At 52.2% G+C, this 12,390-nt stretch carries 4 protein-coding genes; all 4 read left to right on the plus strand.

All coding sequences use genetic code 11. The annotated features are described in order from the left end of the window. Positions 1-14: 14 nt before the first annotated feature. Positions 15-6,035: a hybrid sensor histidine kinase/response regulator gene (locus GEI7105_RS0125840; protein WP_017663266.1), complete on the plus strand. Its 6,021-nt coding sequence runs from the start codon at positions 15-17 to the stop codon at positions 6,033-6,035. 134 nt (positions 6,036-6,169) lie between these two features. Then, complete coding sequence (locus GEI7105_RS32545; protein WP_017663267.1) at positions 6,170-6,850, plus strand: TetR/AcrR family transcriptional regulator; 681 nt, start codon at positions 6,170-6,172, stop codon at positions 6,848-6,850. 176 nt (positions 6,851-7,026) lie between these two features. Next, positions 7,027-8,640 (plus strand): efflux RND transporter periplasmic adaptor subunit, encoded by a 1,614-nt coding sequence (locus GEI7105_RS0125850; RefSeq protein WP_017663268.1) that lies wholly within the window; start codon positions 7,027-7,029, stop codon positions 8,638-8,640. 32 nt (positions 8,641-8,672) lie between these two features. Beyond that, complete coding sequence (locus tag GEI7105_RS32550) at positions 8,673-11,900, plus strand: efflux RND transporter permease subunit (RefSeq protein WP_017663269.1); 3,228 nt, start codon at positions 8,673-8,675, stop codon at positions 11,898-11,900. The last annotated feature ends 490 nt before the right edge of the window (positions 11,901-12,390 follow it).

A 12,390-nucleotide genomic window follows, 5' to 3' on the forward strand; every position in this document is an offset into this window, starting at 1 on the left:
CCAGAAAACGAACGATGACTGAAAACACGACCCTTTTACCTGGCTACGAGAATTTAGAACTGTTGCATTCTAGCTCTCGAACGCAAGTTTATCGGGGGCGACGAACGGCCGACGATCGCACGGTGATTCTCAAACTGCTCGACAGCGAGTATCCCGGCTTTCACGAACTGGTCAATTTCCGCAACCAGTACACCATTGCCAAAAACCTCGATTGTCCCGGTGTGGTCGAGCCTCTGGCGTTGGAAAATTACCGCAACAGTTGCATTTTGGTGATGCCCGACGAAGGGGCGATTTCCTTGTCGGACTATACAGCCCAGCAACCTTTGAGTCTGGGGGAATTTTTGCCCGTTGCCATAGCTTTGGCACAGATTCTCGAGGGACTGTATCGAAATCGGGTGATTCATAAAGACATCAAACCGGCCAACATCCTCATTTGCCCCAACACCAAGCAAGTCAAACTGATCGATTTTTCGATCGCGTCTTTGTTACCCAAAGAAAGCCAAGTTTTAAAGAATCCCAACGTTCTCGAAGGCACCCTCGCTTACATTTCTCCAGAGCAAACCGGACGCATGAACCGGAGTCTGGACTACCGCAGCGACTTCTATTCTCTCGGCGTTACCTTTTACGAACTGCTGACGGGACAGCTCCCCTTTCTTACCAACGATCCGATGGAGTTAGTGCATTGTCACATCGCTCGCGAGGCTAAGTTTCCTGACGGGAGTTCGGTTCCCGAGGCAGTGCGGGCGATCGTTCTCAAGTTGATGGCCAAGAACGCTGAGGAGCGCTATCAGAGCGCGTTGGGGTTGAAATACGATCTCGAGCGATGTTGGCAACAGTGGGAGGAAACCGGAGCGATCGAACCCTTTGAGTTGGGAGAGCGAGATGTGTGCGATCGCTTCGCCGTCCCCGAAAAGCTCTACGGACGAGAAGCCGAAGTGCGAACCCTCCTCAATGTATTCGAGCAAGTCGCACGAGGTCAAACTGAGCTAATGTTGGTGTCGGGTTTCTCGGGTATCGGTAAAACCGCCGTCATCAACGAAGTTCACAAACCCATTGTCGCCCGACGGGGATGTTTTATTAAAGGAAAATTCGACCAGTTCAACCGGAACGTTCCGTTTTCTGCGTTCGTCCAAGCGTTCCGAAATTTAATGGAGCAGTTGTTAAGCGAAAGCGACGAGCAACTGAAGGCTTGGAAGGCTGAAATTCTCAAGGCTTTGGGAGACAACGCGCAGATCGTCATCGATGTGATTCCCGAGTTGGAAATCCTTATTGGCAAACAGCCTAGCGTACCGGCACTGTCGGGAAGTGCCGCCCAAAATCGCTTTAATCTTTTGTTTCAAAAATTTATTAGAGTTTTTAGTACAAAAGACCACCCCTTAGTCATCTTTTTGGACGACCTTCAATGGGCAGATTCAGCTTCGCTGAAGTTGATGCAAGTGCTGATGGACGACCGAGATCGAGGCTATTTGTTGTTGTTGGGGGCGTATCGAGATAACGAAGTTTTTGCGACTCATCCCTTACAGTTGACGTTAGATCGTATTGCTGAATCCGGTGTCAACATTGAAACGATCGCTCTCGACCCTTTAAGTCAAATCGATCTCAATTATTTAGTGGCGGAAACGCTGAGCTGCGAGTTAGAACTTGCCTTACCTTTAACCGAATTGGTGTACGAGAAGAATCAGGGAAATCCATTTTTTGCAGTTCAGTTTCTCAAGGGACTACATGAAGATGGATGGATTACCTTCGATCGCGATTTGGGTTACTGGCAGTGCGATCTGGCACAAGTTCGGGAGTTGGCGTTAACCAACAACGTCGTGGAGTTTATGGCGAAGCGGTTGCAGAAGCTACCTGCCAAAACTCAACAGATCTTGAAGCTGGCAGCCTGTATCGGCAACCAGTTCGATTTGGGAACGTTAGCCATTGCTAGCGAACAGTCTCAGGCTGAAGTGGCAAATTGTTTGTGGGAGGCATTGCAAGAAGAGTTGATTTTGCCTCAAAGCGAAACCTACAAGTTTTTTCAAAGCACCGATCGCGAAGACAAAATGTTGACTGAGAACATCTCAGTGGGCTATAAGTTTTTGCACGATCGCGTTCAACAAGCCGCTTATGCTTCGATCGCCGATACGAAGAAACCCGCTACTCACTATGCGATCGGTCGTAAACTTTTATCGAATTTATCGCCTCAAGAGCAAAGCGATCGCCTTTTCGATATTGTCAATCAACTCAATATCGGGCGCACGGCAATTGAAGAAGAAGCTGAGATCGAACAGCTCGTTGACCTGAATTTAAATGCCGGACAGAAAGCTAAGCAGGCGACTGCTTGTGATGCTGCAAAAAGCTATTTTCAGATCGGCATTGACTTGCTCGGTCAAAACTGTTGGACGACAGACTACGATCTGACGTTTCAATTTCATGTTGAGTTAGCGAAAACTCAGCTCACGATCGCAGATTTTGTTGCGTTAGACCAGACGATCGACATCTTACTTTCTTTTGCGAACTCAGCCGTCGATCGCGCGAAATCTTACGTTCTCAAAGCAATTCAATACACGATGCAAGGTTTGTACAGCCAAGCTATTCAAGTTGGGTATGTTGGCTTGCGAGATCTCGGGATTCAAATCGAGCGAGACGATCTCAAAACCCTTATTCGAGAAGAGGCTGAGGAAATCGAAAAGATATTACGAGATCGTCCGATTATCTCTTTGCTAGATTTACCTGAAGTGACCGATCCGGAAGTCAAAGTCACGATCGAGTTGTTTGCCAATATATTACCTGCGGCCTACATTGCCTCAGATGTCGATCTCTACGGTTTTATCGCGTCGAGAAATGTACATTTGTCTATCGAGCATGGAAATATCCCAGAATCTATTGTGAGTTATACGGCTTATGGTTTCTTTTGGTCGACTTTAACAAAAGGTGAGTACCAACGAGGAATGGAGTTTGCAAATCTCGCCCTACAACTCAGCTATAAGCCCAATAGCAAATTTCAGCGATCGAGCGTTTGTTTTTTACTTGGAGGTTGGATTCAGGTTTGGGCTAAACCCATCCAAGGTGCCGCTCAGAAAAACTATGAAGGTTTCTTAGCGGGGATGGATTCTGGAGAAATTCAATATGCCGGATATAATCTAGGCGCTAATATCTACAATCGACTCTTTCAAGGAGAGAACTTAGACACGATCCTCGCCGATCTCGACAAATATTGGGCGATCGTCGAAAAGAATCAAAACGATATGGCGTTGGGGGTTTTGACAGCTTGTCGAACGTTCGTCAACCAGCTCTCGAACCCGCTCGACGAGCGAGAGCAACGCGATTTGCTGACAAAAGAACGCGATTGGATCGAACAGTGTCAAGCCACACGATCCTATTTGCCTCTCGGAATTCACTATATTCTACAAATTCAGCAAGCTGTTCTGAGCCGGGATTTCCAGCGAGGGGCTGACAACTGGATTAAAGCCCGTCAATGCCTGACGGCTTGTCAGGGATCTACCCTTTCGGTTGGCTATTACTACTACAGCTCTTTAAGTTTGTTAAAACTGTATCCCAGCTCGAACGAGCGAGAACGCGATGAAGCGCGATCGCACGTTGACGCCAATCAAGCACAGCTCAAACAGTGGTCTGATAGTTGCTCGGAAAACTTCCTGCATAAATATCTGCTTGTAGAAGCAGAAAAATGTCGAGTTTTAGGCAAGAAGTACGAAGCCGGAGAGTTCTACGATCGCGCGATCGCCGAAGCTCGAGCCAACGGCTACGTTCAAGAAGAAGCGCTCGCCAACGAACTAGCGGCCGAATTTTACCTCGATTGGGGTCGAGAAAAAGTCGCGCTCAGCTATCTCACCGATGCCTACTACAACTATGCACGTTGGGGCGCAAAAGCCAAAATTCAAGACTTAGAAACCCGCTACGCTCGACTGCTGGCTCCCATCCGAGAGCGGCAAAATATACCGACAGAAGTGAGGACGACCACGACATCGCGCACGACGAACAAACTCGCCTCTCACAGTACGACCCACGAGCTAGATTTGTCGTCTGCCATCAAAGCCTCACAAGCGATTTCAGGAGAAATTCAACTCGAAAACCTCTTGGGACAATTGATGCAAGTGGTGATGGAAAATGCCGGGGCGTCTAAAAGTGCGCTGCTGTTGTCTCAGGAAGAAACACTCGCGTTAGTCGCCTTGGCTGAAGCTCGTGAAGACACCCCCAGCATTCACGTCGCTCCCCTCGGAACGTCTCTGACTCGAGACCTCGCGCAAGAAGTGCCGCTGAGCTTGGTTCATCGGGTGTGGCGAACTCAAGAACCGTTGATGTTGCCGGATGCAAATGCTGATATCGGCTTGGGAACGGATGCGTATCTGCGGGGAGGACGAGCTAAAAGTATGCTCGGTATGCCCCTGCTCGATCGCGGTAAGTGTATCGGGGTGTTGTACCTGGAAAACCAACTGGCTGCAAAAGCTTTTGCGCGCGATCGCCTACAGCTTCTGAACCTGTTCTGCTCGCAAGCGGCCATTTCCATCGAAAACTCTCTGCTCTACCACAACCTAGAACGCGCCAACCGACAACTGGAGGAGTATTCTCGCACCCTCGAACTTAAAGTCGAAGAACGCACCCAAGAACTCCAACAGGCTAAAGAAGCAGCCGACGCGGCCAACGCGGCCAAAAGCGAGTTTCTCTCCAACATGAGTCACGAGTTACGAACTCCCCTCAACGGCATCCTCGGCTACGCGCAAATTCTCCAACGGGAACGCACCCTCAATCCTCGCTTTCGTGAGGGATTAAACGTCATCCGACAAAGCGGCCAGCACTTACTGACGTTGATTAACGACATCCTCGACCTCTCGAAAATCGAAGCTCGCAAGATGGAACTGTACCCGGCTGAGGTCAATCTCTCAGCCTTTCTCGACAGTCTTGCGGGTATTCTTCGGATGCGAGCCAACGAAAAGGATGTGGTATTCGTCTGCAACGCTGCCCCAGGTTTACCGTCTGGCGTTCGCGCCGATGAAAAACGCCTGCGTCAAGTTCTCATCAACCTGCTGGGAAACGCGGTTAAATTTACCGATGTCGGACAAGTGGTGTTGCAAGTCTCTCAAATTGCCCGCCGAGGGGCGATCGCCACTCTTCGCTTTGAAGTCATCGATACGGGGGTGGGGATGAGCGAAGACCAACTCGAGCAAATATTCCAACCCTTCGAGCAGGTGGGAGACACGAAGCGTCGAGCGTCGGGAACGGGGTTAGGTTTAGCGATTTCCCGTCAACTGGTGGAGTTGATGGGGGGACAACTCCAGGTGAGCAGCAAACTCGGGGAAGGTTCGACCTTCTGGTTCGATGTGAGTTTTGAGGTCGTGAAGGCGAAGATTTCTGTTTTATCGCCGAGTCGCGATCGCATTGTCGGCTACTCAGGACGACGACGCTGTATTTTAGCCGCCGACGACAAGCTCGAGAGCCGTTTGGTGTTGTTGAATCTGCTCGAACCCTTGGGGTTTAAAGTGCTGCTGGCTGAAAACGGCCAGCAGGAGGTGCAGCTTGCTGTTCGGCAGCGACCCGACGCGATCGTTACGGATTTGGTGATGCCCGTGATGACGGGGTTTGAAGCGGTGCAAGAGATTCGCCGCCATAGCGAATTGCAAGACGTGCCGATTATCGCGATGTCTGCCAGCCTCATCGACAGCGACGAACAGAGTGAAATTGCCCGTTGCAACGCCTTCGTGGCCAAACCCATCGACGCTGAGCTGTTGTTGTCCGTTCTCGGGAAACAGTTGCAACTCGAATGGGTATACGAGTCGGTGTCGCCGGAGACTGAACGGTCCGAGGAGGCAGTCAGCGGGCCGATCGTGCCGCCGCCACCGTCGGAGATCGATCGGCTCTACAAACTGGCGAGGATGGGCAATATGAAGCGAATTCGCGATCGCGCCGCCGATCTCGAGGGACTCGACCCTCAATACGTTCCGTTTTCCCGAAAACTGCAAGCGTTAGCTCGCGGTTTTAAAGATCGAGCGATTTTAGCCTTCATCCAGCAATATCTCTCTGAAGAGGAATCGCCGTAGACGCAGCAACTCCCTCACCATCGAGAGTGTAGAGGGGCGATCGCGATTTTCGTGACAAATCGATCGCCCCGCGTTAAGATGTGACTAGCCGGTCATGTGACTGGGTAGTCACACGCGAGTTCGAGTCCGTCGCCATGCCTAAACCCACCTTTTTCAACCTTCCGCCTGAAAAACAAGACACCATCCTCGAGATCGCCATCGAGGAGTTCGCCCGTCACGACTACGGGGTGGCGTCGATTTCTCGACTCGTCAAACAAGCCCACATCTCGAAAGGGAGTTTTTACCAGTATTTCGAGGACAAACAGGATCTTTACCTGTACCTCGTGGATTTAGCGATCGAGAAAGAAGTCGAGTTTCTCCTCGCCGTCGAACCGCCCGAATCTCAAAAGGGGTTTTTCCCTTATCTGCGATGGTTGTTCGAACGCAGTAGCGATTTCGTCACCAACGATCCCCGTTGGTGTCAATTGCTATACCGAGCGTCGTATGGCGACTTTCCTTTTCGCGATGAAGTCCTACACCGCACGCAACTGACCTCGCGATCGTATTTACAAGACCTCGTTAAAGCTGGAATCGAACGGGGTGAAATCACCGAGGACATCGATACCGATTTAGCCATTTTTGCGATCGATGCGTTGTGGGAAGGTTCGCGGTATTGGATTCCTCGAAAACTCGCGATCGATTTTAAAAATATCGATCGTGAAGATATCACTGAAGACAAAATAAAATTTGTCCGACAGTGGTTTGACGGTCTAACTTACATTCTCGAAAACGGAATTAGTACTAAAAAACATCGAAAAACGCCTCATCAACCTTAAAAACATCTACTCGAATCGCATCAAAAAATTATAAATTGTTGGGCGCACAAACAATTTATAACTGTTTTTAAAGTTTTTATCTTCAATCTGAGTGCGTACAAATAAAACTGGCGATCGGCATTGAGAAGGTTTTAAGCCCAAATCTCTTACTGTCAAAAAAGCTAATCCATCGACCCATGAACCAACTGTCAGAACCGTCTTTTTCCCAACTTTCCCAACCCAAAAAGATCGCAAAACCGGCATCTAAACCCAAACGATACAAACCCTGGATTTACGCCGCTTCGATCGCCACCTTCAGTCTTTTGACAGGAATCGCGATCGTCAGTCGCCTCGAAGAACCGACCCAAAGCGCCTCTGTAACAGAAGTGGCCGGATTGCCCGTGCGTACCGTTGCTGCCCGCACCGCTCCCATTCAAAGCTGGGTGTTCGGAGACGGCAACGTTCGCGCCGTCCGCGCCAAACACCTGACGTTTGAAATCTCGGGAACCGTCAATCAGATCGCCCAAATCGACGGACGGGAGTTGCGAGAAGGCGATCGCGTGTTCGCCGGACAACTCCTGGCTCGAGTCGACGATCGCCAACTGCAAGCGGACTTAGCCCAATCTCGCGCCGCCGCCGCCGAAGCTCGCCAACAAGAACTGTCTGCGATCGCCCAACAACAGCAAGCCCAAGCCCAAGTCGGACAAGCTCAAGCCCAAGTCGGACAAGCCCAAGCCCAAGTCGCCGCCGCCGAAGCCGAGCGATCGCGAGCGGTTCAAAACGTCACCCGCGCCGAAGCCGACGTGCGCCGGGCCGAATCGAACCTCGAACTGGCCGAAGCTGACTTCCACCGCTACCGCGATCTCGTCGAGCAACAAGTGGTCGAACGGCGACAGCTCGACGTGGCGCGAAACGCTTACAACGAAGCCCAAGCGAGCCTCGAGTCCGCCCGTGCCGCTCTCAGAGCTGCCCACGACGACGTGCGAGCTGCCGAAACCCAAATCGCGGCCGCCCAGAGCCAAGTGACCGCCGCCGAACAAAACGTCATTGCGATCGAAGGGAGCGTGCGAGCAGCAGATTCCCAAATCCAAGCGGCCCGAGCGGGAATCGAATCCGCCGACGCGAACATTACTCGCAGCAGCGTCGAAGTCGAAGACAGTCAAATCGTCGCCCCCTTCGACGGGATCGTCGCCTATCTCAACGTTCGCCAAGGGGAATATTGGAACCCGCAAATCGTCAATTCCGGCAGCTATCAAGACCTCATCGAATCGATTCCGATCGTCATCATCGACCCCAGCCAGTACGATGTCGAAATCGAACTTCCCGCCTATGAAGGGCAGCAAGTGCGCCCCGGCCAACGGGCGATCGTCGTCCTCGAACAAGATATGACCGACGCTTCGCAAACTGGGTTGACGAGCGAACAACTGACGGAAATCGCGGTGGCTGAAGGGACGGTGTTTTCTGTGAGTCCTTCCGTGACGCCGGGACGACGGGGGGTCGAAGTCACCGTTCGCATTTCTGAGGGGGAAGAAAAGCTGCAACATGGGGCGCGGGTGCATACCTGGATTGCGACTGATGAAAATCCCAACGCGATCGTCGCGCCTTATCGCGCCTTTGTGTACCGCGATCGCAACCCCCATGTCTTTGTGGTGAATCCCGACACCCATCGCGTGGAAGAGCGCACTGTGGAACTGGGAATCGAAGGGTTGTCGCAACAGGAAATCCTGCGAGGCGTCGAACCCAACGAAGCGATCGTGGTCGAAGGCCAAAACCGCCTCGTGAACGGAACGCCGGTTGAAATTATCGAGTAGGCGATCGCCTCACTTTAGAATTAGGTCGAACGATGTCCGAACCTCCATTATCTACCCACACTGCGAGCGATCGCGTCTCGCCCTTGAGTCGGTTTTTCTTCCTCGAGACGATCTTTGGAATGCTGCTGGTGCTGTTGCTGGTGATTAGCGGCCTCTTGGGGGCGACCAGTATGGTGAAAGAAGGCGATCCCGATATCGACGTGGCGATCGCCAGCATTTCCACCACTTGGCCTGGTGCCGATCCCGAAACCATCGAAAACCAAGTTACCGACGAACTCGAAAAAGAACTCAAATCTCTCAAAGGACTCAAAGAACTCAGTAGCGCTTCCTTTGACAGTCAATCGGAAATCGTTGTCGAATTCGTCGCCGACGCCGAGACGAACGAAGCGATCGCGCAAGTTCGCGCCAAAGTCGACGAAGCGGAAGCCGAGTTACCCGAAGAAGCAGAAAAACCGACGATCGAGCAAATTTCGAGCCAAGACACCCCCATTTTGAGCGTTGCTTTATACGGCGACATCGACATGGCGGTGTTGAGTCGCGCCGCCGACGAGTTGCAAGACCTCCTCGAACGGGTTCCCAACGTGCGCGAAGTCAACCTCGGCGGACAGCGCGAAGAGGTGGTTCACGTGCAACTGATTCCCAGCCGTCTCGCCACTTTGGGAATTTCGCCGACGCAGGTAGCCCGCGCCATCCAAACGGGAAACCGCGATGTTCCCTGGGAGCGCATCGAAAGCGACGACATCGGGGCGCAAGTTCGCTTTTACGGTCGATTTCGCAGCGTCGAAGCCTTGAAACAGCTTCCGGTGGTGCGGTTGGGTAACGCCAGCGCCTCTAAATCCGAGGGACGGGTGGTGTTACTCGGGGAAATCGCCGAGGTGCGGCGAGATTTGGAACGGGAGGACACCCGCGCCTTCGTCAGTTACGAGGGGAACGCATTTCAGCCGACGATTAACGTCGATATTGTCAAGGTTCCCGGTTCGGACACCATTCAAACCATCGAAGCCAGTTTGGAAGCCTTGGAAGTGGCGAAAGCCGATCCGAATCTCTGGCCGCACGGGATGGATTACCGCGTCATCAACACCGACGCCGACACGATTCTCGAAGACCTCGACAACCTGTTTTCTAATGCGTGGCAGGGGGTTTTGGCGGTGTTCGTGGTGTTGTTGTTGGCGTTGACCTGGCGCGAAGCGATTATCGCCGGATTGTCGATTCCCCTGACGTTTTTGGGAGCGTTGGCGCTGTTGTGGATTTTTGGCTTTACCCTCAATACGATGGTTCAGGTGGGGATGATTCTGTCGTTGGGGCTGTTGGTGGATGTCTTCATTTTGATGATGGAGGGGATGCACGAGGGAATTTTCGTGCAGGGGTTGCCGTTCGATCGCGCGGCGATGAAAACGTTGAAAACCTATGCACTTCCGGCGTTTTCAGGTCAGTTAACGACGATTTTGGCAATGGTTCCCTTGATGGCGATCGGGGGAACGATGGGGAAATTCGTGCGCTTGATTCCCTTGAGTGCGATCGCCTGTTTGGTGTTGAGTTATATCATCGCCTTGTTTGTTGACGTTCCCCTGTCGCGGTTTTTGTTGGGGAAAGTGAAGCACACGGGAAAAGCCAGTCGCATCGATCGCCTGTCGAAAGCGGCGTCTGATGGGTTTCGCCAGTGGAGTCTGCGGAATACGGTTCGCAACAAAGCCACGGCGCGATTTTGGACGATGGGTGCGTTGAGTGCGTTCGTGTTGAGTGTGGTGTTAGCGGGATCGTTATCCTCGAATTTGTTTCCCGACGACGACGCGCGAAAACTCAGCGTTAATGTGGAACTTCCGCCGACGACCACGTTAGAGACTTCTCAAACGGTGGCTGACGAGATTGGCGAAATTCTGCGATCGCAACCGTATCTCGAAAGCGTGACGAAATTCGTCGGTCAGCGCAGCCAACTCGTGGAAGAAAGCGGGATTCAAGCCAATACGGGAACCTATTTAGTGGGGTTTTCGGCGATGTTTACGCCGCAACGAGAGCGCGATCGAATGTCGTTTGAGTACGTGGAGGAACTGCGCGAGGCGTTGCAAGTGGCGATACGTAAGCATCCCGGTGCGTCGTTGGTAGTGAACCGTCAGTTAACGGGGGAAGGCGGCGATCCCATTGCGATCGAGATTTCGGGTTCCGATATGGACGAACTGCGGCGCATTTCGGGAGAAGTGCAGACGGCGTTACGGGAAATTCCCGGTTCGGTGGACGTTCGCGACGACTTAGGTGCGTTGCGTTCGGATATTAAACTGCGGCCGCGACGGGAGGCGATCGACTTTTACGGCTTCGACGCGGACGATTTGGCGATGCAAGGTCGTTATTTGATGACGGACAACGACATCGGCGACTATCCCATCGGCGGCGGCGAGGAGGATTTGGAAATTCGTCTGAGTACGGTTTGGCCGTCTCGCGAGGGGGCCGTTGGCGGCCCGACGCGCCTCGACGAGTTGGAGACGCTGCGGTTGGTTGCGCCGGATGGAACGTTGGTGGCGGGGCCGGAAGTGTTCGACCTCGAGTTTGGCGTCGCACCGCTGTCGATTACTCACCAAGACGCACAGCGAACGGTAACGGTTTTGGCGAAAAACAAAGGTCGTAGTCCCGGTGAAATTGTATTTGAGGATTTGGTTCCCAAGTTAGAGGAACTGGAGAAGACCTGGCCGCAGGGGTACAGTTATCAGATTGCTGGGGAGTTGGAAACGCAAAGCGAAACCTTTGGGTCGGCGGGACAAATGGCGATGGTGGCGTTTTTCCTGGTGTTTTCGGTGTTGGTGATTCAGTTTGGATCGTTTACGCAACCGTTGATTATCATGTTGGTGATTCCGTTTGCGTTAATTGGGACGTTTGGCGGATTTTTCCTGTTGAACATTCCCATTTCCTTTCCGGCGGTAATTGGGATTATCGCGTTGTTTGGGATTGTGGTGAACAATGCGATCGTAATGGTGGAAACGATGAACGCGCACCGCGAGAATGGGATGGACGTTCGCCACGCGGCGGCGCATGGGGTGTCCGATCGCCTGCGTCCGATTTTAACCACCAGTATTACAACGATCGTGGGGATCGTTCCGTTGGCGTTGAGCGATCCGATTTGGTTTCCGCTGGCGTCTGCGATCGGGTTTGGGTTGGTGGCGTCGACGTTAATCGCGATGTTGGTGACGCCGGGGTTGTATTTGCAGTTAACGCCGGAACGGAAAAATAAGGAGGCGATCGCGCTTCGAGAAGGTGCTGAATTGTCGTAGTCTTCAGTTTTGACGCTCTCCCCCCAACCCTAGCGGGTATGGTCGGAGATTCCTGTTTCACTGGCTCATGCCTAGATAAACGAGCAAGCCCGAATACCCCCGGTCAGAACGCCTTCACAGGCTGTTTGTTTAACGTCCACGATGCGCCCCACCGCAGACCTAAGCGAGAATCAAATTCTCTTGGCAACACCAACTGGCGATTTTGTGGTTTACCTCCACCACGGGTTTTTCGGGTGTTGCGAACCATACCCTTAGGATCTTAAACCCACATTCCGCACTTCAAATGTAGTGTATAAGTAGTATAAATTGAATCGGAAAAGAATTAGGTATTTCGACTCAGCCAACTGACCCCTTGACTTGAAAATAACATTCAAGAGCCAACTGACTTGACAAAAATAGTAGGATATGCAGAATGACTTCCGGCAAGCTTTTCTGTCATCAATCAAAAAATGTAGCCATACAGAAAAAGGAAGAGACTCTGTCATCAATC

This window comes from Baaleninema simplex PCC 7105 (genome assembly GCF_000332355.1).
Taxonomy (GTDB): domain Bacteria; phylum Cyanobacteriota; class Cyanobacteriia; order Cyanobacteriales; family Geitlerinemataceae; genus Baaleninema; species Baaleninema simplex.